General features: G+C 48.4%; 23 protein-coding genes and 1 pseudogene. 5 read left to right on the top strand and 19 right to left on the bottom strand.

Annotated features, from left to right (window positions below):
- Positions 1 to 309 precede the first annotated feature (309 nt).
- Together B5G11_RS15790 and B5G11_RS16420 are read left to right on the top strand one after the other, a co-directional pair.
- Positions 310 to 789: a hypothetical protein gene (locus tag B5G11_RS15790; RefSeq protein WP_087255548.1), complete on the top strand. Its 480-nt coding sequence runs from the start codon at positions 310 to 312 to the stop codon at positions 787 to 789.
- On the top strand, positions 783 to 932 hold the full coding sequence (locus tag B5G11_RS16420) for a hypothetical protein (protein ID WP_158099312.1): 150 nt from the start codon (positions 783 to 785) through the stop codon (positions 930 to 932). Before B5G11_RS15790 ends, B5G11_RS16420 begins: the two co-directional genes overlap by 7 nt.
- Before the next feature lie 48 nt (positions 933 to 980).
- Here B5G11_RS16420 and aspS read toward each other — a convergent pair whose 3' ends face one another.
- The 7 genes from aspS to B5G11_RS15755 all read right to left on the bottom strand — a co-directional run bounded on the left by aspS (position 981) and on the right by B5G11_RS15755 (position 7,790).
- On the bottom strand, positions 981 to 2,312 hold the full coding sequence (gene aspS / locus B5G11_RS15785) for an aspartate--tRNA(Asn) ligase (RefSeq protein WP_087255546.1): 1,332 nt from the start codon (positions 2,310 to 2,312) through the stop codon (positions 981 to 983).
- A gap of 389 nt (positions 2,313 to 2,701) precedes the next feature.
- Complete coding sequence (locus tag B5G11_RS15780) at positions 2,702 to 3,046, bottom strand: DUF3784 domain-containing protein (protein WP_158099311.1); 345 nt, start codon at positions 3,044 to 3,046, stop codon at positions 2,702 to 2,704.
- A 69-nt stretch (positions 3,047 to 3,115) separates the two neighbouring features.
- On the bottom strand, positions 3,116 to 3,742 hold the full coding sequence (locus B5G11_RS15775) for a hypothetical protein (protein WP_087255543.1): 627 nt from the start codon (positions 3,740 to 3,742) through the stop codon (positions 3,116 to 3,118).
- The gene (locus B5G11_RS15770) at positions 3,675 to 4,958 is read right to left on the bottom strand and encodes an ABC transporter permease (protein WP_087255541.1); all 1,284 of its coding nucleotides are present in this window, start codon (positions 4,956 to 4,958) and stop codon (positions 3,675 to 3,677) included. The genes B5G11_RS15775 and B5G11_RS15770 overlap by 68 nt, the downstream gene beginning before the upstream one ends.
- Complete coding sequence (locus tag B5G11_RS15765) at positions 4,939 to 5,844, bottom strand: ABC transporter ATP-binding protein (RefSeq protein WP_204229638.1); 906 nt, start codon at positions 5,842 to 5,844, stop codon at positions 4,939 to 4,941. Before B5G11_RS15765 ends, B5G11_RS15770 begins: the two co-directional genes overlap by 20 nt.
- Positions 5,845 to 5,925: 81 nt before the next feature.
- A complete protein-coding gene (locus B5G11_RS15760; RefSeq protein WP_087255538.1) occupies positions 5,926 to 7,131 on the bottom strand; it encodes a HAMP domain-containing sensor histidine kinase in 1,206 nt (401 codons plus the stop codon).
- Positions 7,119 to 7,790, bottom strand: a complete 672-nt coding sequence (locus B5G11_RS15755) for a response regulator transcription factor (protein ID WP_087169265.1) — start codon at positions 7,788 to 7,790, stop codon at positions 7,119 to 7,121. The genes B5G11_RS15760 and B5G11_RS15755 overlap by 13 nt, the downstream gene beginning before the upstream one ends.
- A 175-nt stretch (positions 7,791 to 7,965) precedes the next feature.
- Here B5G11_RS15755 and pepT point away from each other — a divergent pair, with 175 nt between their 5' ends.
- On the top strand, positions 7,966 to 9,186 hold the full coding sequence (pepT, locus tag B5G11_RS15750) for a peptidase T (RefSeq protein WP_087169264.1): 1,221 nt from the start codon (positions 7,966 to 7,968) through the stop codon (positions 9,184 to 9,186).
- A 72-nt stretch (positions 9,187 to 9,258) separates the two neighbouring features.
- Here pepT and B5G11_RS15745 read toward each other — a convergent pair whose 3' ends face one another.
- Positions 9,259 to 10,116 carry a YitT family protein gene (locus tag B5G11_RS15745; protein WP_087169263.1) on the bottom strand — a complete coding sequence of 286 codons (858 nt, stop codon included), beginning with the start codon at positions 10,114 to 10,116 and terminating at the stop codon, positions 9,259 to 9,261.
- A gap of 194 nt (positions 10,117 to 10,310) precedes the next feature.
- Here B5G11_RS15745 and B5G11_RS15740 point away from each other — a divergent pair, with 194 nt between their 5' ends.
- Positions 10,311 to 11,249 (top strand): D-2-hydroxyacid dehydrogenase, encoded by a 939-nt coding sequence (locus tag B5G11_RS15740; RefSeq protein WP_087255535.1) that lies wholly within the window; start codon positions 10,311 to 10,313, stop codon positions 11,247 to 11,249.
- Here the strand turns inward: B5G11_RS15740 and B5G11_RS15735 are convergent.
- The 9 genes from B5G11_RS15735 to B5G11_RS15695 all read right to left on the bottom strand — a co-directional run bounded on the left by B5G11_RS15735 (position 11,224) and on the right by B5G11_RS15695 (position 20,594).
- On the bottom strand, positions 11,224 to 11,733 hold the full coding sequence (locus tag B5G11_RS15735) for a signal peptidase II (RefSeq protein ID WP_158099310.1): 510 nt from the start codon (positions 11,731 to 11,733) through the stop codon (positions 11,224 to 11,226). The genes B5G11_RS15740 and B5G11_RS15735 overlap by 26 nt on opposite strands.
- Before the next feature lie 6 nt (positions 11,734 to 11,739).
- Positions 11,740 to 12,027 (bottom strand): hypothetical protein, encoded by a 288-nt coding sequence (locus B5G11_RS15730; protein WP_087169260.1) that lies wholly within the window; start codon positions 12,025 to 12,027, stop codon positions 11,740 to 11,742.
- A 14-nt stretch (positions 12,028 to 12,041) separates the two neighbouring features.
- The gene (locus B5G11_RS15725) at positions 12,042 to 13,733 is read right to left on the bottom strand and encodes a S8 family peptidase (protein ID WP_087255533.1); all 1,692 of its coding nucleotides are present in this window, start codon (positions 13,731 to 13,733) and stop codon (positions 12,042 to 12,044) included.
- 62 nt (positions 13,734 to 13,795) lie between these two features.
- Entirely contained in the window at positions 13,796 to 15,268 is a 1,473-nt protein-coding gene (gene clpX, locus B5G11_RS15720) for an ATP-dependent Clp protease ATP-binding subunit ClpX (protein ID WP_087169258.1), read from the bottom strand.
- A gap of 100 nt (positions 15,269 to 15,368) precedes the next feature.
- A complete protein-coding gene (gene trxA / locus B5G11_RS15715; RefSeq protein ID WP_087169257.1) occupies positions 15,369 to 15,683 on the bottom strand; it encodes a thioredoxin in 315 nt (104 codons plus the stop codon).
- 102 nt (positions 15,684 to 15,785) lie between these two features.
- A complete protein-coding gene (locus B5G11_RS15710; RefSeq protein WP_087255530.1) occupies positions 15,786 to 16,472 on the bottom strand; it encodes a Crp/Fnr family transcriptional regulator in 687 nt (228 codons plus the stop codon).
- A gap of 2 nt (positions 16,473 to 16,474) precedes the next feature.
- The gene (gene ligA, locus B5G11_RS15705; RefSeq protein ID WP_343215525.1) at positions 16,475 to 18,457 is read right to left on the bottom strand and encodes an NAD-dependent DNA ligase LigA; all 1,983 of its coding nucleotides are present in this window, start codon (positions 18,455 to 18,457) and stop codon (positions 16,475 to 16,477) included.
- Complete coding sequence (gene rluF, locus B5G11_RS15700; RefSeq protein WP_087169300.1) at positions 18,454 to 19,263, bottom strand: 23S rRNA pseudouridine(2604) synthase RluF; 810 nt, start codon at positions 19,261 to 19,263, stop codon at positions 18,454 to 18,456. The genes ligA and rluF overlap by 4 nt, the downstream gene beginning before the upstream one ends.
- Before the next feature lie 38 nt (positions 19,264 to 19,301).
- Complete coding sequence (locus tag B5G11_RS15695; protein WP_087255527.1) at positions 19,302 to 20,594, bottom strand: M18 family aminopeptidase; 1,293 nt, start codon at positions 20,592 to 20,594, stop codon at positions 19,302 to 19,304.
- Between the two features lie 160 nt (positions 20,595 to 20,754).
- Here B5G11_RS15695 and B5G11_RS15690 point away from each other — a divergent pair, with 160 nt between their 5' ends.
- The gene (locus tag B5G11_RS15690; RefSeq protein WP_087255524.1) at positions 20,755 to 21,246 is read left to right on the top strand and encodes a DUF5721 family protein; all 492 of its coding nucleotides are present in this window, start codon (positions 20,755 to 20,757) and stop codon (positions 21,244 to 21,246) included.
- Between the two features lie 106 nt (positions 21,247 to 21,352).
- Here the strand turns inward: B5G11_RS15690 and htpG are convergent, their stop codons facing one another.
- Together htpG and B5G11_RS15680 are read right to left on the bottom strand one after the other, a co-directional pair.
- Entirely contained in the window at positions 21,353 to 23,413 is a 2,061-nt protein-coding gene (htpG, locus tag B5G11_RS15685; protein WP_087255521.1) for a molecular chaperone HtpG, read from the bottom strand.
- A 334-nt stretch (positions 23,414 to 23,747) separates the two neighbouring features.
- A pseudogene (locus tag B5G11_RS15680) lies at positions 23,748 to 24,115 on the bottom strand (PD-(D/E)XK nuclease family transposase); the annotation flags it as partial.

The following is a 24,115-nucleotide window of genomic DNA, read 5'->3' as shown; positions in this document are numbered from 1 at the left end:
ATGTCTCCAAACGAGTACTATAAATATATTAAAACCAACGAGTTACCATCAGCATTTAAGCTGTTATAAAATCCAGACAAAAAATTTTTCGGATGTCCTTGACAAGGGGCTCACTTTACCTCGTGACTACGGTGTCTACAGCGAAAATTGATCTGGCAACCGTACTATATCGCCCGTGTCTACGGTTCTTACAGCAAAAATCGATCAGCTAACCGTACTAAACCGCTCGGAACTACAGTTCTGCCAGGGAAATGCTTTGCGATTGTTCTCTTTCTTTCCTTATTGTATAATGAAATCAGGGGTGATCCTATGTCCGTAACTGTAGAGATCCGTCAAAAATCTATTTTCAGAAAACCGTTGACCCTGGAGGATGTGATCCGTCTGTCCGGCCTGTCTTATGGGACCGCCGATGAAAATTTCCGGCTCATAGAGCGTGAAACCGGGAACTGTACCCTTCTGTATGACCCGGAAAAACTTGCGAGAGGGATGGAGCTTTCCGTAAACGAAAATGCAATTTCCCTGAAGCTCAGCCTTCCTACCAGCAAAGCGGAAATCCGCCGTTTCTATGAAGTGGTCAAGCTTCTTTGCACCACACTGAAAACAAAACAGTTTATTCTGGAAGGCCAGACACAGACTCTACGTGACATCGATACATTGATGCAGAATGATGCGAACGCATCCATGGGTGCTCTGGAGGATCTGAAGCAGATCTTCCGACCGCCCTGCCGACAGAACCTTATATTATTCTTGATCAGATCAAGGGGATTGAGGACTGGTATCTCATGCTGAAGGATCAGCGTACTGTCCGTTACGAAGACTTCATGAACGCGGTTTCTGAAAAAACTTATTTTGACGCAAACCACCGGATCATTTCACTGAGCCAGGAGAAACTGGATGCCATTCTGGAAACCTGGGAATCTCCGGTAGACTAAAGCGAAGGCTGTGCGGATGTCGTTCCGCACAGCCTTCGCTTTACTTTCCTACGGCACCAGCCGGTGGATGTCTCTTGGAAACAGGGATGCCCGGCGCACATTTTCAAAGCCAAGCAGCCTGCTTGTAAATCGTTCCAGTCCAAGTCCCAGGCCTCCGTGCGGCGGCAGTCCGCACTTATGTGCCATGAGATAGCTTTCAAACACTTCCGGATGCATACCTCTTCGTTTCATCTTCGCCACCTGTTCTTCGTAATTGTGAATCCGAAGCCCTCCTGTCGTGACTTCCAGACCTTTGTAAAGAAGGTCGAAACTTTTTGTCACATTCGGATTTGTCTCGCTGTCCATAGCATAAAATGGACGCTTTTTCTCCGGATATTCAGTTACAAAGACAAGCTCGCTTCCGGTCTCTTTTAGAATCCATTCGGAAAGCAGCTTTTCTTCTTCCGGTTCCAGGTCTTCCGGCTCCACCACCGGTCTTTTCCGAATCTTGGCCACAATCTCTTTTGCTTTGGCAAATGGAATCGCCGGGATTTCTTTCCATTCTGGAATCTCCACCTGAAGGAGGGCAAGCTCTTCTTTGCACTCTTCTTTCAGAGAAGCGAATACGAATTTCAGCATTGCAGCCTCCATCTCCATCAGCTCTTCCACTCTCGTCACATATCCCATCTCAAAGTCCACGCTTGTATACTCGTTTAAATGTCTGGAGGTGTCATGTTTCTCCGCCCGGAATACCGGCGCGATCTCAAAGACTCTCTCGTAGACGCCTACCATCATCTGCTTATAAAACTGCGGGCTCTGTGCCAGATACGCTTCCTTTCCAAAATAGTCCAGACGGAAAATATTGGCTCCGCCTTCGGCTCCTGCGGATCCGATCTTCGGTGTATGAATCTCCGTAAATCCCTTTCCTTGCAAAAATCTGCGTACCGAGTTGGTAATGCCGTTCTGAATCCGGAAAATGGCACGTTCCTTTTCATTGCGAAGTGTCACCGGACGATAGTCAAGCAGCGTGGCGATGGATGTGTCCACCTGCTTTTGATTGATGACCACCGGGCTTTTTTCATACGGCCTTGAGAGTACTTCCATCCCGATCAGATGCAGCTCCACACCGGTCCGTGACCGCTCTTCCTTCACCACTTCCGCCTGGAAGATCACGCAGCTTTCCTCTTCCAGTTCCTCCAGCGAAAAGGATGCCTTTTCTTCGGAATAGACACACTGAATCACGTGTTTTGCCGTCCGCAGCAGCACAAATGCAAACCCTCTCATCTTCCGGATTTTGTATATGCTTCCGTGTATCTCCACAATCTCCCCTGCATGCTCCAGAAGGCTGAGTTCCTCCTGCTGATTTTTTACGTTTCCTCCGATATATCTGATTTCTTCCATCTTTCTTTTCCTTACCCTTTCATGAATTTCTGATCGTTATTTTCTCCTTTTCCATCCGGATCCTCATCCATGTGGGCATCGTCTTTATGTCCCATTCGATCACAACCTTTCCTGCCAGAATAAAAAGAGCTGTTGGCTGTACCTTTGGCTTTTCGGTAACAAAAAAAACAGAACCACACAAGATTTCTCCTCATCCTGTGTGATTCTGTTTCTATTTCTTCCACACAGGTACAACACAAGAAGCGCTTGTACCTGTGAACTCTCTCACAATACAAGCGCTACCTATCGTCGTCCCTGTTCATGCTTACAAACTGATTCATTAATACCGGGCTCATACAAAAAGCAGCTCCTTTCGATTTTCTTCATTCTAGATCGAAAGGAGTGCTCTGTCAAGACCTTTTATATTTTTCGTACTTTTTTTCCTTAAAGCTTCTGCCGGAAAAGAAAGCCGCCAGCCATACGCCGAGAAATACCACTACAAGAAACGGTGTCAGCACATAGGAAAGCACGGCTCCGAGCACAAACCACAGTGCCCACAACACAAGTCCGTTTCTTGCCCCGTTTACAACAAGGCCCGGATCATAGAGATTCTGTTTCTCCTTTGGAAGATCCCGGTAACTTTTAATCAGCCAGACGCATTTTTCACCCAGAACAGTAAAGACCACTGCGTGGGCAATCAGAAGCGCCGTCATCATCATGCAGATAAACACTGCAATTACAATCACTCGTTCCATTATCCTTCTCCTTTGCATCGGTCTTCTATTATCTTACTCCGATTTCCAGAAAAGGCAAGTGCTTCTTTTTCAGGATCGTTCTTTATGAATACTTACCCACACTGCCATCAGGAGGCATATAAGGCCGGTCACAGCCAGATACCTTTTTTCTGTATAGCCTCCCGCCGACAAGGAAAACAAAAACCAGTTGCCCAGATATTTTTCTCCGGTCCCGAAAGCGAACAGATAATATGCAAGAGATGCCATATAACCGATGACCGGATTTCCGCTCAGAGCGTAAGCCGCGGCCCCCAGTCCTCCCAGGAAAATCATTCCGGAAAGTGCTGCCGGAAGGAATTTCCCTGCTGGAAAACTGCATCCACCCTGTTTCAGCATCCACACAAAAGCCGTGGTCAGAAGCACCATCATAAGAGCGCTTAGTAGAATCCGGATCAGATAAATACTTCCCATGGAAGTATATTTTGACCGGATCAGATCCCGGATGTCCGGATTCTGTTCCGGAAGGAAAATCGGAATCAAAAGAATCATGCCGGGCAGTACAGCATAAAAATCCAGAAGCTGTGCTGTCTCCGCCTGACTTAAATTCTCGACTCCGGCAATCAGGGGAGCCGCGCCAAACAGAACGGCACTAACGAGTGCCTGCTGCGGCAGATGATGCCGGATGTACTCTTTTCCGGCCGCGAGATATCGTTCCATTTCCCCATTTCCCCTTTCTTCTTGCCTCAAAAATCATGGCTGCCGCTGTCACAAGTGCCAGTGCCAGCACTACATAAAATCCCCGGTTCAATGCAAGCTGTGAAAACTGATTGTGGAATCCTGCGTAGTTAAACTCTGTATTGTGTCTTGGGATCAGGTTCATACCGTAGGCTCCTCCACCCATCGTGTCGCTGCCTGCAAAAATCGAGAGAAACCACCAGGCTGCCTGCACGAGGACGCCCGCCGCCGTTCCCGTCAGTTCTGTCAGGAATATCCCAAGCGCCGTCACCACAAGAATGGTCGGAAGAAGCCAGCCAAAACTGTACCGGAAAAAGGCGGTCAGATCCAGGGAAATTCCTTTTCCCTGCACGAATCCGGCGCATTCCGCCAGAGGATAGCATGACAGGAGAAGCACCGGTACAAACATGCACAGGCACAACGCCGCATACCTGCTGAACAGAATCGTAAAGGAGGAAGCCCTTCTTACATAGAGCAGTTCCTTCATCTGCGCCCGTTTATCCCGGATTTCTCTTGTCACGGCCACAAACACAGGAAGGACTGCCAGAATAATTCCCATATAGTCGCAGAACAGTCTTGCGTACCCTCCGGTCAAACCGTCTTTTTCCAGCAGATTGTTGTATTCTTCCAGGGCGTCTTCATAAGTCATTTCCACCATGGCATTCTGTCGGATTCCCTCCTCGGTAAAACCCGATCCCGGTCCCAGGATCTTGCAGACCTTCTGCATCTCTTTCAAAAACGCATCGTAGGTCAGTCCTTCCTTCGGTTCCAGTACAAAGTTTCCGCCCACCATCATGTAGCTTCCATCTTCCATCGCGACGGTCTGGCTTTGTACCCACTCCTCATAGCGGGTCTCGATCTCTTCTGTCGAAAGGCCGGTTGTATCCTCGAGAATCGTTTCGATCTCCTGCTTCTCTCCATCACTCAAGGAGACATGCTTGTTAAATCCCACCGGTGCTGTTGTAAAGGTATCATTGAGATAAGATTCGGCAAGAAGTCCAAGTGTCCCCCTTATCTGGTCTTCCTTCTTGTCGGAAATCTTCAGTCCGTAGCTTTCCTGTCCAGGTTCCGGCTCCGACTCAAAGGTGATCGTCCCCATCTGGCTGAAGAAAAAAAGGGCGGCCCCCAGAACATACAGCCAGAAAATCAGGCTTCTCGACAGCATCCTGCACTCTTTTCTAAACAAGGTCCAGAACATGAGAAAATCCCTCCTTTTCCTGCATCAGATACATATACGCATCTTCCACACCCGGCTCGCAGGCCGAAGCTTCCACCTGCGGCTTCTGCTCCGAAAGGAAACGAACCATTACATTATTTCCCTGGGTCAGCATACTGGTCAGGACATAATTCTCCTTCATCTTTGCAAGATCCTTCCTGCTGATCTGTGCAGTGTAGACTTTTCCTTCCGTCATCCGCAGCAGATCCATCACCGTGCCGTTATAGTAGAGTTCTCCTTCATCCATGATGGCAATCTGTTCGCAGGTGGCCTCAATATCCCCGACAATATGGGTAGAGAGAATCACAATCCTGTCCTCGGCAATTTCACAGAGAAGATTCCGGAACCGTACCCTTTCTTCCGGGTCAAGCCCCGCTGTCGGCTCATCTACAATCAGAACTTTCGGATCGTGCAGAATGGCCTGGGCAATTCCGAGCCGCCGCTTCATTCCTCCTGACAGAGCCCGGATTTTTGTCCGGTAATGCTCCTGAAGATTGACCTTCTCCAACAGAACCGGGATCCGCTCCTTCCGCACCTTTTTCGGCATTTTGGATAAGGCTCCGAGATAATCCATCGCTTCATAGACTCCCATGTTGGGATACATGGAAAACTCCTGCGGCAAATACCCTGTGATTCTGCGGATCCTGGCCGCCTCTTCCACCGGAATCCCGCACACGGTCACCTTTCCTCCCTGCTTTCCGATCAACGTGGCAAGCACCTTCATCAACGTTGTCTTCCCGGCCCCGTTTCTTCCAAGCAGGCCAAACATGCCGGAGGGAATCGTAAGTGTCACATTTTTCAGCGCATGCTTTTTCCCGTAATATTTTTCCAATCCTTCAATCCGGATTTCCATTTCATTTCTGCTCATCTGTCCACTTCCTTTCTTCTTGATATCCTTATCATACATGGGATTTCTCTACTTTCTCCCTAGATATCTGAAAGGATTTCTTTAGATTTTCCCCTGAATTTCAAAAGAAGCCGACACGACAGCCCCGGACTTCCATGCACTGTTTGCAAAGCTGATCTCTCCTCCGTGCTTTCTGCAAAGCAGATCCGACAGGCTAAGCCCGATCCCGAAATGCTCCTCTTTTAGTCCCTCACTGAAATACAGATCCGACGCATTTTCCAGTGCTTCCCCGGAAAATCCCGGTCCGTCATCGGATACAAACAGATAGAAAAACTCCCCTTCGACCTTTGTTTCAATCTCCACCTGACTTTTTGCATACCGGATTGCATTGGAGAGCAGGTTGTCGAGTACTTCCATCACAATATCCTCGTCCAGAATCAGCTTTCCCCCGGAGCAGTCATGCAGGTAAACAATCTTTACTTCTTTTGCCACATTCAGTGCATCCACCATGCCCTGAATCCGCATCTCCAGTTCCTGTTTTCTTTTCCCTGCCGGTGCAAATGGAATTTCATCTACCGACCGCAAAGACTTCATGGTTCCGCTGAACCGTTCCAGCCGTTCCGCCTGTTCCGAAAGAAGACGCAGGGTGTCCTTTAATTTTTCCTGGCTGATCTTCCCCTTAGGCAGATACCGGACAAGAAAATCCGAATACCCCCGGATCACGGTCAGCGGGGTTCGCAGATCATGGGCAAAGGCAGCATTCAGCTTTTTCTGCTCTTCTACCAGATTCCACATCTCTTTCTGATTTTCCTCCAGATTTTGCCGCATCTCTTCAAAGGAAGCGCAAAGCTTTCCCATCTCATCCTCACTCTCATAAGCAACTGTAAAATCCAGCTCCTTTTTTCCTACCTTCTCTACGGCATCCCCGAGAATCCCAAACGGCTTTTGAAGTCTCTTCCGGTAAAACAGGGATCCTGCCGCCAGCATCGTCAGCACCGTATAGACATACGGACACCATCGTACCATCTCCTGGAGCAGAATCAGTATCGTTTCCTCCCTGTCGGTAATCCCGGCCGCTGACTGTTTATAATAAAAGAAAAGAGCCTCTCTTGTATAGGCCCGGTCCATGTTCACATTCTGCCGCTCCGCTAAAATTTCCGTCCATTTTTCACAGATCCGTATGGTAGCGCTGCTCAGCAGGAATGCAATCACCGCAGCGATACACAAATAAGAAAGCAATGCCTTCTTCACCGGAAGATTCCGGATACAGCTCCGGAACTGTTCCATCTTTTCATCTATCCAATCCATTTATAGCCCACTCCCCAGACTGTCTCAATATAATCCTGTTTCGTTTTCTCCGCAATCTTTCCCCTGAGTCTGCGGATATGCTCCATCACAATGCTGCTGTCACCGTTTCCTTCCAGTCCCCGGACCGCTTCGTAAATCTGTTCCTTGCTGAATACCTGCCTTGGATGCATGGAAAGAAATGCCAGAATGTCAAACTCGGTTCTTGTCAGACGAATCTCCTCCCCGTTGCAGCGGACACTCCGCTCATCGTACCGGATGGCAAGGCCCTGATTCTGCGCCTCCTCTTTCTCCTGCCGCCCCCGCTTTTCCCGTCGCAGGTGGGCCATTACTCTGGCACCCAGTTCATCGATGGAAAACGGTTTGGTTATATAATCATCTCCTCCGGACAGCAGCCCGTTGATCCGGTCCTGCTCTTCAATCTTTGCCGTTAAAAAGACAATCGGACAGCGTACTGTTTCCCGGATTTTCTGGCACACCGTCATTCCGTCCATATCCGGAAGATTAATATCCAGAAGGATCAGATCCGGCTGCTCCCCGGCACACCGGACCGCCTCCCGTCCGTTTTCGGCCGTCCGTATTTCATATCCCATCATTTCAAAATAATCTTTTAAAAGCATCCGGATTCCCGGTTCATCATCTACAATCAAAAGTCGTTCCATTTTCTTTTCCTCTTCTTTTCCATATCATTTCAGCGTTATTATACTACATCTTTCCCTATTTTTTCCCTACAATTCTCCCTCCAAAGTGTCCTTCCGGATTTTCGGGACTTGTACATCCTGTAAAAAATGCTATAATGGGATATAGGAAAATTTACAATAAAGGAGAGGAATTCCAATGAAAGCTTATGAAAGATTACTAAAATACGTCGTTGTCAGGACACCAAGCGATGAGAACAGCGAAACTGTTCCATCTTCCAAATGCCAGTTTGATCTCGCGAACATTCTGGTAGACGAACTGAAAGAGCTGGGCGTGGAGGCTCATGTGGACGATCAGTGCTATGTATACGGAAAGATTCCGGCAACACCGGGTTATGAAAACTGCCCGAAGATGGGATTCATCGCTCACATGGACACGGTTTCCGATTTCTGCGACCATGACATCGTTCCGGTGATCCATGAAAACTATGACGGCGGAGACGTTGTGCTTGGCGACAGCGGCCGTGTACTGGAAGTCAGCGCCTTCCCTCATCTTCCGGAACTGAAAGGCCGTACTCTGATCACAACAGACGGCACGACAGTACTCGGAGCAGATGACAAGGCCGGCATTGCCGAGATCATGACCATGATCGAACGCATCAAAGAAGAAAACATTCCTCATGGAGCGATCCGTGTTGCTTTCACACCGGACGAAGAGATCGGAACCGGCGCTTCCCACTTCAATGTAGAGGAATTCGACGCGGACTTCGGCTACACTCTGGACGGAGACGGCGAAGGGGAAATCCAGTACGAAAACTTCAACGCATGCAAAGCAGACTTTGAAATCACAGGCTTTGCCGTTCATCCGGGATCCAGCAAGGATACAATGATCAATGCAAGCCTTGTTGCCATGGAAATCAACAACATGCTTCCGGGCTGCGAGACACCTCGTGGAACTGAAGGATATGAAGGATTCTACCATCTTGTTTCCATGAGCGGAGATGTAGGAAAGGCGGAACTCCACTACTTCCTCAGAGATCATGACGCTTCCATGTTTGAAGCACGCCAGCAGACACTTCGTCTGATCGAAAAAGACCTGAACGAAAAATGGGGCGAAGGCACAGTAAAACTGACGATCACACAGCAGTACAAGAACATGTCCACCATTATCAAGGACTGCATGCACCTCATTGAGAATGCGAAAACTGCCTGTGAACGTGCCAATGTTCCGGCTCAGATTCTTCCGATCCGCGGCGGCACAGACGGATGCCAGTTAAGCTTCAAAGGACTTCCTTGCCCGAACCTTGGTACCGGCGGACACGCATACCACGGACCATATGAACATATCACAGTAGAGGGAATGGATCTTGCAACCGATGTAGTAGTCGAAATCGTAAAGCTTTACGCAGAACAGAAATAAAAGATACGAAAAAAAACGGCAGAGACCTGAATGATCTCTGCCGTTTCTGTTTTCTCCTACATGTCCCGGGCTTTAGTGGGCTTTGAATCCCTCTCCAAGCACCTCGTTGGACTCTACAATGATGATAAATGCCTTCGGGTCAATCTCCTTTACAACCTTACGGATTCCGTACATTTCTTTATTGTTGCATGCACAGAGTACAACATCTCTCTGAATATGGGAATAGCTTCCCTCTGCCTTTAAGAACGTGCTTCCCCGTCCGACTTCTTCGTCGATCCGTGCCGCCACTTCTACCGGAAAGTCTGTCACAATCAGAGACATCTTTCCGGAATCAATTCCGTACATTACCTTGTCCACAACCGCTGAGAGAATAAAGCTGATCATCATACCGTAGATCAGGCTGTCAATATCTTTCGAAACAAGAATTGTTCCAATAAGAACAACAATCGCTTCCAGCGCAAATGAAATCTTTCCAAGAGACAGATGCGGATTCAACGCCTTAATAGAAAGCATGATGAAATCCGATCCTCCTGTAGATGTATTTCTCATATAGATCAGGGCATAGCCCAGACCGGAGAAAATACCCGTACAGATTGCTGCCAGCATCCGGTCTCCGGTATATACCGGGAACATCGGCGCAACAACGTCCATGATCACGGACGTAATGATGATCGTCCGGATGGAGCGGATAAAAAAGTCTTTTCCGAGGATCCGGAAGCACGCAATGGCAACCGGGATATTCAGAAGCATCGCAACCGTACCGATCGGCAGTCCAAACAAATGATAGAAAATCAAAGCAATTCCGTTAAATCCTACCATTGGGAATTTCGCCATGGCGGCAAAGTTGTATGTTCCAATTGCAATCAGAATTCCCCCGACAATATCAATCAGTATGTCAATTCCAAGTTTCTTCGTATCCAGTTTCTTCATGTTGGATTCTCCTTTCCGCAGTTTTACTCTCTTTTTTCCAAAAAAATAACATCTGCAAACTATTAGTATAATTCGCAAATGCTCTTCTGAGGATTAGTATACTATTTCTTCTGATTTATTGTCAACCCCTTTTCTTTACTTTTCCGTTCGTTCTGTCTATAATGAAAAAAAAGAAATAATAAGGAGGCTCTTTCATGAAACTTGTATTTCTGGATGCCAAAACCATCGGCTCAGATATCGATCTGTCCGCTTTTGAAGACTTTGGCGAAGTGATCTATCACGACTTCACGACACCTTCGGAAGCATCTGCACGGACTCAGGACGCTGATGTTCTGATTGTCAATAAAACACCCGTCAACGAAACAACCATCGGGAACGCTTCCCATTTAAAGCTGGTCTGCGTCACCGCCACTGGTACCAATAATCTGGATAAAGACTATCTGGAACGCCGTGGGATAGCCTGGCGCAATGTGGCCGGCTATTCTACCGAATCCGTTGCGCAGCACACCTTTGCCATGCTCTTTTACCTGCTGGAAAAGCTCCGCTATTACGATGACTACGTCAAGGAAGGCAGCTATATCAACGACCGGATCTTCACCCATTTTGCCGAGCACTTTCATGAACTTTGCTCCATGCGCTTCGGCATCATCGGACTTGGAAACATCGGCCGCCGGGTAGCTGATATTGCCTCCTGTTTTGGTGCGGACGTTGTATACTATTCTACCTCAGGCAGCCCGGAGCAGGAAGGCTATCATCAGGTGGACTTTGACACTTTATTATCCACCTCCGATATTATTTCCATTCACGCCCCTCTGAATTCAAATACGGAAGGGCTGATCAATGCAAAAGCTCTCGAAAAGATGAAATCATCCGCCATCCTGCTGAACCTCGGACGGGGACCGATCGTTGTGGAGCAGGATCTGGCGGACGCATTAAAAAAGGGAACCATCGCCGCGGCCGGTCTTGACGTACTTTGTCAGGAACCGATGTCAGCTGACAATCCCCTCTTTGATATCAGAGACAGTAAAAAACTTCTGATCACACCCCATGTTGCCTGGGCGGCGGTAGAATCCCGCACCCGGCTGATGGAAATTATTCATGGTCAGATTAAAGAGTTTTTCTCTGCTTCTTAACCTCTTTCCGGATTTCTTTTGTGACTGATCTGGCGGCCTGGGCGGCTGCAAGAACGGCAGCCCCGGCCATCAGGCAGAAATCTCCGATATTAAACGTAATCTTTCGTATCTGCGGATCCGCCGCCGCAAATCCGATGTAATCCACCACATAGCCTCTCCTGAAACGGTCGTATAGATTACTCAGCGCCCCGGCAAGCATCAAGGATGTCCCTGCAAATTTCCATGTTCCTTTTTTAGAAAAAAACAGCTTCACATGGTAACAAAGCAGCAGGATTCCGGCAAGAAGGGATCCTCCCTTTACAATCCGGTCCTCTCCGCTTAACACATTCAGGGCAAATCCATGATTGTGTACCTTGCGGATCAGCACTTTCCCTCCGAAAAGCTCTTTTTCTTTCTCTCCGTCGGCTTTTTGTTCCGTACGGTACTTACAGAAGAGATCTGCACCCAGAAGAACGGCCGCAAATCCCGTCATCCATTTCTTCATCCGCATTTATTCTCCTTTGATCCGGTCGATCTCCTTTTTCAGGTCTTCGATCTGCTCCTGTCTTTTCTCAATCGCTTCACAGAACTCAATGCATGACTCATCTGTCACCTCATTCTCCTGAAACTTCTCATAGACGGACTTGCCGATGTCAATATAGTCCCGCTCATTGGCACGTTCCAGAGTACGGATCCGGCTTTTCAGCTTTTCCGTATCCAGGATCTCATTGGTCTTTTTTCCTACAATATCTGCAGTCTCTGAAATTTTCTTCCCAAGTTCGCTAAAAAAATCATCCATTGTTTCTTCCTCCTTTATAACTGCCGTATCTCTTCAAAGGTGTGGTAAAGGTCCATCGTACCATAGCCCCACTGCCGGTTCGGATATTCGTTTCCAGGAATCCTTCTTGTACCAAGAATAAGAATATTCCTCACCTGAGCCGAGGATGCCTGAGACTTCTGATCCTGTATAATCCACTGCAAGAGAAGCGCCGCGCTTCCGGCCGCAATAGCGCTCGCCGCGCTGGAACCGGACCTCTCCGTAAAGTTTCCTCCCGGAACAGCCCCTGTCACATTAACGCCCGGAACGGCAAATTCCGGCTTGATCATCCTGTTTCTAGTATAGCCCCTGCCGGACTGAACCGCAACCGAATTTTCTTCCCAGTTATAAAAGGAAACGGTAATAGCTGACGGTGTGCTTCCCGGCTCCAGAATCGTCTCGTCCGGACTTGACCTCAGAAAATAGGCTTCTCCCGTCAGAAAATCCGAAACCGGAAGCCAGATATGAAAAAGCCCGTCGATACTCTGCAGAGGTTCCAGACCGATTTTCCAGATTCCTTCTGCCGGATTGATAAATCTCAGAATAATCAGTTCCGAATTCGTCCGCTCTACCAGGAGACGGTAGTCTATAATAACCGTTGTCTGTTCCAGAAGAAAACGGTATTCATTTCTACTGTTCTGACGGATCGGAACTTTCTGAATCTGCTCCCCGGACGGGGAGTATAATGAGACTGCCAGAACATCCGGAATGTCTGTCCAGATTTCCGCCTGAAATCCCCGTACTCCCGGCCCGACCCGAAGTTCCACCATCTCCCTTTCCTTCTGTCCGCTGGTCTCTCCCTGATAATGATGCCGCTTATCCGCCTCGTTTCCTGTTCCTGTCACAACTACGCGGTTTTTCTGACCGGCATAGAATTCCAGTTCCTCACATACCGGCGCCGTCCCGTTATGCCCTCCAAGACTGCCCCCCAGGGGCACGCAGAGTACAAGCGGCCGGTCATATTTCAGCGCCAGCCGGTTTAAATAGTAAAGTCCGGCAAGCATATCATTCTCCTGATAGGCCAAGGCCCCTTCCCGGATAAAATAATACTCCCGCAGATACTGTTTTGCGGGTTTCAGCTTCACCATGGCAATCATCGCCTCCGGCGCAGCCCCCACGAACTGGTTCTCCACATTGGCGCTTCCTGCTGCCACGCTTGCCGTAAAGGTTCCATGCCCGTCCTCATCTTTTGTCGGCACAAAAGCAAACGGATCTTCCTGCTGCAGTGCCTTGTTAATATCTTCTCTTGTATAGGCACTTCCATAGCAGAATCCTTCCGGCGGATTGCCGTCCTGAATGGTCTGGTCCCAGATCCCCAGAATCCGGGTGGATCCGTCCAGACTTCGGAACACCGGATTTGTATAATCGATCCCGGTATCCAGAAATCCGATCAGCATCCCCTGCCCTTTCAGCTCCAGTCCCGGATAATTCTGTACTGTCGTAATCCCGGCAGCATTTAAGGCCCCCATATCGAGCGGCGTGAAACACTTTGGAATGGAATAATAAGGAATATCATTTTCCGGAAAACGCTCTGCCTCAGAGCGCGGCAGATACACATTCTGATACAAAGTTCCTGCCGGCTGTGTCAGATAGGTTCCTTCCCTGAGTAAAGAAAAAAAACGGTCTGTGAACATAAAGTCCCGATATTCTTCCGACAAAACCGCTTCCCTGCACTGTTCTACATCCATCAAAAAACCTGCATATACTTTTTGTAAGTATATGCAGGTCCCATATTACTTATTTCATTTTTCTAAAGACCGGACTCCTGTACCGGATTATTCTCAAGCAGCGGAGGCACTTCCTGGCCCCTGAGCCGGATCACCGGTCCGCCTGTTCCCTCTATGTAGTCCCTTGTGATAATCACTTCGCCGATGCTGTCATCCTTTGGAATCTCATACATGATATCCAGCATGAACTCCTCAATGATGGCACGCAGCGCTCTGGCCCCGGTATCTTTCTCCATCGCCTTCTCCGCAATAGCGTACAGCGCGTCATCCTCAAATTCCAGACGCACCTCATCCAAAGCAAGGAGCTTCTGATACTGTTTGAGGATCGCGTTTCTAGGCTCTTTTAAGATCTTGACGAACATATCCCGATCCAGGCTCTGCAATGTGCAGATCACCGGGAGACGTCCCAGAAATTCCGGAATCATTCCGAAGTTTCGCAGATCCTCCACCGTCACCTTTGACAGCAGATTTTTGTCGTTGTCATATTTGTCCTTCAGATCTGCAATAAAGCCGATGGAGGAGTGCTTATTGAGCCGCTCTTTGATAATCTGCTCAAGCCCCGGAAAGGCTCCGCCGCAGATAAAGAGGATGTTTCTCGTATTGACCGTAGTCAGAGGTACCATGGCATTTTTGCTGTTGGCTCCTACCGGAACCTCCACATCGCTTCCTTCCAGAAGCTTGAGCATTCCCTGCTGTACGGATTCGCCGCTGACGTCTCTCTGATTTGTATTTTTCTTCTTGGCAATCTTGTCGATCTCATCTACGAAGATAATTCCCCGCTCCGCCTTCTCTACATCATTATCGGCTGCCGCCAGAAGCTTCGATACAAGGCTTTCGATGTCATCACCGATATATCCGGCCTCTGTAAGGGAAGTCGCATCCGTGATGGCAAGCGGTACATCCAGAAGCCTTGCCAGTGTCTTGACAAGGTATGTCTTACCGGAACCGGTCGGTCCAAGCATCAGAATGTTGGACTTTTCGATCTCGATGTCATCCATCGTATCGGTCACCACTCTCTTGTAGTGGTTGTAAACCGCTACGGAGATGATCTTCTTCGCCTGCTCCTGACCGATCACATAATCATCCAGCTTTGCCTTGATCTTGTGCGGCGCCGGAATATTGTGAAGATCCAGCTCCGGCTTTTCTTCTTTCTTCTCTTTTTTCTTCTTTACCTTCTGCTGCTTCGGCATCATGTTTTCCAGATCCTGCATATTCAGAATCTGAACACCCGGCATCCGCATCAGCTGGTTTAAGTCGATCTGTCCGTTATTCATCATATCAAAGCTCTTCTGCATACAATCCGGACAGACATACAGATTATTCGGAAGCTCTATCATCTTTCCCGTAATGCTTTCCGGGCGGTGGCAGATAGAGCAGAGTTTTTCATATTCGCTGTCATCTTTTGACGTATCTTCTACAACGCCTTTGACAGTCTCTTCGAGTTTCTGGTCATCTGTGTTCACTTCGTCGATCGTTGTATTCTTTTCATCTGACATTTGCTAAAACCCCTTCTATACTGATTTTATAGAATTTTATAGAAGATATTATAGCCCAGATGTCCCGTTCGGACAAGTAAAGTTTTTCTAAACTGATGCTTTACTCTTCCACCCACGCCTTTAATTCGTCCTCCATCAGGACTCCGGAATGGCGTTTTACGGATTCGCCGTTCTGGAACAGCATGACTGTCGGAATGCTCAGGATCCGGAACTGCTTTGCAAGCTCTCTGTTTTCATCCACATTGATCTTTCCGACTTTTACCGCGTCCGTCTTCTCTGCGTAGGAATGGATGATCGGGATAAAGGTCTGGCATGGTCCGCACCATTCTGCCCAGAAATCAATTAATACCGGTTTCTCGGATTTTAATACTTCCGCTTCAAAATTTTCCTGTGTGATTGTCATTACTTCTGCCATCTATTATTCCTCCTGTGAATTGTTGTTTTCCTTGTTTCTGTCTCCTATTATACGCAATTTCCCACCTGTTTCCGTAACAAAGTCACAAAGCCGGCCGCTTTTTTATCGAAGACTCTCCTCCGCCAGCGCATAAAGGCGGTCCCGGTCCAGGATCCGGACTTTCCCTCTGGAGAGAAGTACAAGCCCCTCCTGCTGGAAATACCGCAGCATCCTTGTGACGACTTCCCTCGCCGTCCCCAGCTCTCTCGCCGCCCGGTCGTGGGTGAGGGAAAATTCCTCCTCCCCGGTATTCTGGGCTTCCTCGATGAGCAGTGCTGCCAGACGCTTGTCCACACTCTTCCCAAGGATCTGCTCCATCGTCCACATGACGTCGGAAAACCGCTCCGCCATCAGGTCGTTTGTATATTTCATGACCGGAAGAGACGTATCCATCAGCTCCTGATAGACGACCGGAGGGATGACCCAGTAGGTCGTTTCCTCCCGCGCCTCCATCCAGATCTCAAAATCAATGTTCCGGAAAATACAGCTTGCCGCCAGAAGGCACATATCCCTCTCAAACATCCGGTATACCGTGATCTCCTTTCCTTCCTCCGAGACCACATAGGCTCTTAGCTGCCCGCTCTTTACAATCAGAAATCCCAGGCAGTCACCACTTCCCCGGTGGACAATTTCGCCTTTTCCGGCTGTTTTTTGCACTGCCTCCGAACGGATCTTCGCCTTCTGGGACTCAGTCAGGCTCTCCCAGAAGGGCAGGTACGCTTCTATTTCATTTTCTGCATGATTTCCCATTTTTATCCCTCGTTTTTCAGCATATCCAGAAAATCTTCCTCCGAAAGAATCGGAATTCCGAGCTCTTTCGCCTTCCGGTTTTTGGAGGAAGTGGATTCGGTGTCATTGTTGATCAGGTAGTTTGTTTTGGATGTTACAGAACCTGTCACCTTACCGCCCCGTTTCTCAATCTCTTCCTTGACTTCGTTTCTGTTTTTAAAATGTGTAACCGATCCGGTAATGACAAAATTGATTCCGGCAAAGCTCTGCTGCTCCTGCCGCTCTTCCTTTTGCAGATGAAGTTCCTTTAACAGATTTTCATACCGGGCTCTCTTTTCCGGATCCTGAAAATACTCTGTAAATGTTCCGGCAATAACATCCCCGATTCCCTGAATCCGGCTCAATGCCTCCCGGTCTGCATCGGCAATCTTTTCCGGATCGTCATCAAACTGTCTGCAAATCAGTTTTGCCGTAGCCGCCCCCACGTTTTCGATCCCAAGGGCGTAGATCAGTCTGGAAAGCGTCGTCTCTCTGGACGCTTCAATGCTGTCCAGAAGATTCTGGCAGGACTTTTCTCCAAAACCGTCCATCTCCCGAATCTCCTCCCGGTGTTCATCCAAGTGATAGATATCCGCAAACTCGTGGATGAATCCCTTTCCGATCAGCTTTTCCATGGTCGCCTCAGAAAGCCCGTCAATATTCATGGCATCCCGGCTGACAAAAAGGGTGAATGCCTTGATCTGTTTTGCCTGACACTGCGGATTCGTACAGTAGAGCGCTTTTGCATTCAGGATCTGCCGGACCTCGGTCTTCCCGCTGCACACCGGACACGTTTCCGGAATGTCCCGTACTCCGCTTCTGGTCAGATTTTCCGCGATCTGCGGGATAATCATATTGGCCTTGTACACCTGAATCCGGTCCCCGATGCCCAGCTCCAGTTCCTCCATAATGCTGATATTGTGGACGCTGGCTCTGGAAACGGTCGTTCCCTCCAGCTCTACCGGATCGAAAATAGCCACCGGATTAATCAGCCCTGTCCTGGACGGACTCCACTCGATCTCCCGAAGCGTCGTCTCCCGGATTTCATCCGCCCATTTAAAAGCGAAGGAATCCCGGGGGAATTTGGCAGTACTTCCTAAAGACTGGCCGTAAGCAATGTCGTCATACAGAAGCACCAGCCCGTCGGACGGCACTTCATTTTTCTGAATCTGATCCGCAAACCAGGCCACTTCTTCCTCGATCGTGCCTGCATTTACCATATGATATTCTACAGTCTCAAAGCCCTGTTCTTTTAACCACTCCATCTGGCGTTTTCTGGAGTTCTCAAAGTCTACGCCATCCGCCCGCACAAGGGAAAAGGCATAAAAGCGGACATTTCGCTTTGCCGTGATCTCATTATTCAGCTGACGCACGGAACCGCTGCAAAGATTCCGCGGATTTTTGTATTTCGCATCCACATCTTCGATTTCCTCGTTGATCCGCTCAAAATCATCATAACGGATCACCGCCTCGCCACGGAGAATCAGTTCTCCCTGATAAGGAATCTTTAGCGGAATGTTTTTGAACACCCGGGCATTGTTGGTAACAACCTCCCCGATTTCTCCGTTTCCTCTGGTGACCGCCTTAAAAAGCGCCCCGTTCCGGTAGGTCAGGACAATCGTAAGCCCGTCCATTTTCCAGGAAAGCAGGGCAGTCTGGTTTCCCAGGAATTCTTTCAGACGGCCCACCTCCTTGGTCTTGTCCAAAGAGAGCATCGGACGCTCGTGCCGTTCTTTTGGAAGCTCGCTGACCACCTCGTATCCGACATGCACCGTCGGGCTTGCCGCAAGGGTCGTCTGGAGCTCCTCCTCCAGCGAAAGCAGTTCGTCATAAAGCCTGTCATACTCAAAGTTGCTCATGATCTCCCGCGCTTCCTGATAGTAGGCGCGTCCTGCCTGATTCAACAGATCGACAAGCTCGGTCATCCTCTGCTTCTTTTCTTCTATGCTTCCCTGTATTTTTGTCATGGTTTCTGTCTCCTGTTCTCTTTTCTTTCCCGGTTCTTCCGGTCACGCTCCGGCATGTTGGAAGAGTGTTCCAGCATCCGGTCCAGGCTTGCAAGCTCCTGCTCTGTAAGAGGCCGGTACTGCCCCGGCTTTAAATCTCCAAGGCGGATCTGCATGATCCGCACACGCTTCAGCGTCACGACCTTATAGCCAAGTGCCTCGCACATCCGGCGGATCTGCCGGTTCAGTCCCTGTGTCAGGACAATCCGAAAGGTCTTTTTCCCCTCTTTCTTTACCTGACATGGTCTTGTCACCGTATCAAGAATCGGAACTCCACGGGCCATATGCTGCAGGAATTCCTCTGTCACCGGTTTGTCCACCGTAACAAGATATTCCTTTTCATGATAATTGCCTGCCCGCATCATCTTATTGATAATATCTCCGTTATTTGTCATCAGAAGAAGTCCCTCGGAATCCTTGTCAAGCCTGCCTGCGTACGTGATTCTGGTCGGATAATTGAGAAAGCGGATAATATTGTCCGGCTCCCGCTTCTCTTCCGTACAGACAATTCCCCTTGGCTTGTTGACCGCAAGGACAATCATTTCCTCCTCCGGTTTCACCAGTTTCTGGTCTACCCGGACTTCCTGTCCCGGCGTGATCTTCATACCTGTTTCGGCCTTTTTTCCGTCCACGGTCACCCGGCCGGCTTCAATCAGACGGTCCGCCTCCCGGCGGGAGCAGACCCCTGCTTCGCTCAAAAATTTATTCAGACGTAAGGCTTCTCTTTTGGAACGTTCCTGAAACTGTCGTTCGATCTGGCTGTTCAAAATCCTGTTTTCTCCCCTTTTCTCTTTCTCATCTTCCATTATTCCGCTGAAAAGAAAGTGCGGATAAAGGAAGTCAGCGCTTTCATATCTTTCTTTCCCATCAGTTCCCTGCTGGAATGCATGGCAAGAAGCGGCACGCCGATATCAATGGTCCGCACCGGTACCAGGGCGGACGCAATCGCTCCCAGTGTTCCGCCGCCGGTTCCGTCCGAACGGTTTACAAATTTCTGGTACGGAATCTTTTCTTCCTCGCAGAGTGCCTGTACAACGGCAATCGCTTCGCTGTCCGTAGCGTAGCTCTGGGAAGAAGCTTCCTTGATACAGAATCCCCCGTTCAGCACCGGATGATTCGTCGGATCCGCCTTTTCCTGATAATTCGGATGTACACCGTGGGCTACATCCACAGAAAGCAGCATCGTGTCCTCCAGCATTCTCAGAAGATCCATCCGGTCCCATCCAAGAGCGGTCACAATTCTCTCCAGAAGCAGAAGAAGCAGCGTCGATCCGGCTCCCTGCTTGGTGCTGCTTCCGATCTCCTCGTGATCGAACACGATTCCAAGATTGATGCCGCCCGTTCTTTCGCCGTCCCAGAGGCCTTCCAGAATCGCAAGCACTCCGGTCAGGTCGTCCAGTCTCGGTCCGGATACAAATTCCTCTTCAAATCCAATCAGCTCTCCCGGATCCGCATTGTAGATATTCATCTCATATTCCAGAATATCCTCCTCCGCTACATCCAGCTTTTTCGCAAGGTATTTCTTAAAAAATCCCTTCTCTTCCGCTCCGGTTCCCATGGCTGCAAGCGGGAGCATCTGGGTCTGACGGTTTAATTCTCTTCCTTTATTCATCTCACGGTCCAGATGAATAGCAATATTCGGAATCGTCAGAACCGGTTTTTCAAAATCTACCAGCCGCATTTCCGGATGAAAGGCATCTTTCCCGCGGACTGCCACACGTCCCGCTGCTGAAAGCGGACGGTCCAGCCAGCTCGCCAGATTCACCCCTCCATAAGGCTCCGTATTCAGCCTGATATACGCTTCTGCCTTCATATCCGGATCCGGTTTGATCCGAAATCCCGGAAAATCACCATGGGCTGCCGCCATCCGTATCTCCTGCTCCTTCTTTGCGTCTTTTCCGATGGTAAATGCAAAGAGCGCGGATCCATGGTGAACCAGGTAGTATTTTCCGCCCGGATTCAGGCTCCATTCCTCTTTCCAGGAAAGCGGGGAAAATCCCTTCTCCTCCAGCAGCTTTCCCGCCGCCTCCACCGTATGGAACGGGGAAACCGCTTCCTTTGTAAATGTAAGCAAGCGTTCTATTTCATTCATCGTCATCTGACCTCCTGATCTCATTTTGCGCTACCTCTATCTTACTTACAACAAGACAAAAAGTCAACGCCGGGAGAACTTCCAAACAAGTCTATATCTTTTTTACAACGATTCTGGTATACTGGTACAAGGAAATTAAGAAACTACAAACCATGGAGGCTTACGAATGGTCAGCTATATCATGAATACAAAAAACTGCATGTCCGTCCTTCTGTTGTCCAGCCGCTTCGACAATTTCTCCTTCATCAGCGGAGAAATCACGACCTACTGCACCTTCCAGATCGACGGAACCTACCACCCGGAATTTTATCCGGACAACGAAAATGAAAGCCCTGAGCCTTACGTCCGCTGGAAACAGGTAAGAGAATACTGCTTCTCCCTCATCAAAGGAAAACAGACGCCATTACGCTTCCACTTCATTCTCTCCCTCGCTCCGGATCAGATTGAGTCCCTCCTCCAAAACGAAGGACTCCCATACCAGACCAGCGACATCAAAGGCCTGTACCTGAACTTTCGCTTCGACGGCACCAGACTCACATGCACCACTGGAACATCCTTTCACACATTTGTACTTGACAAAAGCCTGGAACACACATGGGACAGCATGGTAACCAAAATATTCACACAAAAAGGACTGGAATTCGAAGAAAATCGGTAGAAAACACCACAAACACAAAAGTTGTACGGTACAGATTGCAATACAGATTTTTCAAAGGGGACGTGTTCCGATGCATCGGAACACGTCCCCTTTGAATTAAAAAAAGTTATTTTGTGAGCATCATCATGATGTCGTTGCTTCGTTTGATGAATGCTGTCATTTCTTCCGGGTTGAGTGGTTTGTTTGACAGCATTGCCAGGTCGTAGAGCTGCTGGCAGATGAGGTTGATATTTTCGTTGTCTTTGTTGTTTTCGATGTACTGTACCAGTGGATGGTTGATGTTCAGTACGAGTGTGGTGTCGGTTCCGAACATGGAGGCGTCCATACCGCCCATGCCATACATCTTCATCATTTCCTGCATTCTTCTGGACTCTTCGGAGAGGGTCATCATGGATGCAACGCTCTCGTCTTTGAGTTTTTCGACTTTGACGTTTAAGTTTTCGTTGTTCATCGCTTTTTTCACGATACCGGCAATTTCTTCTGCGCGTTTGTCGAATGTTTCTTTTTCTTCTGCGCTCACTTCTTCTTTGAACTGATCTGTGACGTCAGCGTCAATTCTCTGGAAGTGGATGTGTGGATTTCTCTGCTCTAACTGTGTGATGAACGGAGAGTCGATATTGTGGGAGAGGATGACCGCATCCATGCCCTGGCTCTTGAACATGTTGATGTACTGGCTCTGCTGCTGTTCATCTGTCACGTAGTAGATGGTCTTCTTCTCCGGCTCTTTCTTCTCGTCTGCTGTTTCTGCTTTCTGATCTTCTGTCTTTTCTTCTTCGGTTTCTTCCGGTGCTTCGCCGATCAGTTCTTTCATGGACAGATACTTGTGATCCAGGTTCTTGAAGAGGATGGAATCCATCATCTTATCGCAGAATTTCTGGTCTTTGAGGCATCCGAATTTTACGAACGGACTGATATCGTCCCAGTATTTCTCGTAATTTTCCAGATCTGTGTTGCACATTCCTGTCAGTTTGTCAGCGACTTTCTTGGAAATGTAGTCAGCCACTTTATTTACAAATCCGTCGTTCTGCAGAGCGCTTCGTGATACGTTCAGCGGAAGATCCGGACAGTCAATCACACCTTTTAAGAGCATCAGGTATTCCGGAATGATCTCTTTGATATTGTCCGCAATAAATACCTGATTGTTGTACAGCTTAATCGTTCCTTCAATGGAATCGTACTCGGTGTTAATCTTCGGGAAGTACAGGATTCCTTTCAGGTTGAACGGGTAGTCCATATTCAGATGGATCCAGAATAATGGTTCTTTATAATCCAGGAATACTTTTCTGTAAAACTCAATGTAGTCTTCTTTGCTGCATTCGTTTGGATGTTTTGCCCACAGCGGGTGAATGTCATTGATCGGAACCGGACGTTTCTCGATTTTGACTTTCTCTTTAGCCGGAGAAACTTCTACCATTTCTTTTTCGCCGTTTTCATTCTCGCGCTCTTCCATCTTTGCATCTTCATGGATGTGCTCTACTACGACGTCGGTATCTTTCAGTTCGCTCTCATCGATGGTCTCATACTCGGTCGGTGCATTGGCCTTTTCGAGATAAATCTCAACCGGCATGAAGGAGCAGTATTTCTCAAGTACTTCTCTTGCACGGTATTCGTTTGCAAACTGTAAGCTGTCCTCATTTAAGAACAGGGTAATCTCGGTACCTACGCCTTCTTTATTGCCTGGCTGCATCTCATACTCTGTGCCGCCTTCGCTCACCCAGTGAACGGATTCAGCTCCTTCTTTATAGGAAAGAGTATCGATATGCACTTCATCCGCTACCATGAACGCAGAGTAAAATCCAAGTCCAAAGTGGCCGATCATATCATCTTCTGTTGTCTTGTCTTTATATTTCTCAAGGAACTCGGTTGCACCGGAAAATGCGATCTGGGTGATGTATTCTTCTACCTCATCCGCTGTCATACCGATACCGTTATCGATGAATTTCAGTGTCTTCTCTTCCGGATTGACCACAACGTGAATCTCCGGCTTGTAATCCTCCGGCAGGCTGTATTCGCCCATCATATCCAGCTTTCTCAGCTTTGTAATGGCGTCGCATCCGTTTGAAATCATCTCACGGAAGAAAATGTCATGGTCTGAATACACCCACTTCTTTATAATAGGAAAAATATTTTCACTGCTGATGGAAAGACTTCCTTTTTTTACTGACATGATAATCACTCCTTCATCATATATCGTGCCGGCGGTGCACTCCTTCTCATGGCACTTTCAGCTCCGCCGGCATATCTTCTTTTCACATCTAACAGTAATCTTAATACTCGGATCTGAAAAAGTCAATAGAAAATTAGCACTCTTTCCAAAAGAGTGCTGATAATCTATCCTTTTTCACTTTTTCCTGCTGTTTTTCTACCTGCACACTACTGCATAGCCGGGATATCCCAGAGATTCAAAGACGTTCCGATCTGCATTTCCCGCGCTGCGTCATAACAGTCACATGCCCACGCAACATCTTCTACCGGAAGACCTCCTTCCGCAAAAATGTATATTATTCCTCTTTGCTTTCCACAAGCTTTTGGAACTCTTCTACTGGCATTTTTGCCTCTTCTGCCGCCTCTTCCAACGTCAGACGGTTCTTTCGGTAAAGCTGAATCAGCATCGACTGCTCTCCCTGAGTAATTCCACGCTCGAAGCCCTGCTCCATGCCCCGCTGGAAGCCCCTATTCCTGGCTCCCTCCATATTGGATCTGTAATCCAGGATCGCTTTCTCTCTGGCTTCATACTCTAGGCGCTTCTGCTCATCCAGGCTCATCTTTACTAAATCTTCGTATGCTCCTTCCAGATATTCATTTCCCTTTGCCACTTCTTTCAGCTCCTCTTTATTCTGCCCTCGAAAGAAACGCATCCACTCCATCA

It is taken from the genome of Drancourtella sp. An57 (assembly GCF_002161525.1).
GTDB classification, from domain to species: domain Bacteria; phylum Bacillota; class Clostridia; order Lachnospirales; family Lachnospiraceae; genus Sellimonas; species Sellimonas catena.
The sequence above is the reverse complement of the archived record's forward strand: the minus strand, read 5'-3'. Positions and strand labels throughout refer to the sequence as shown.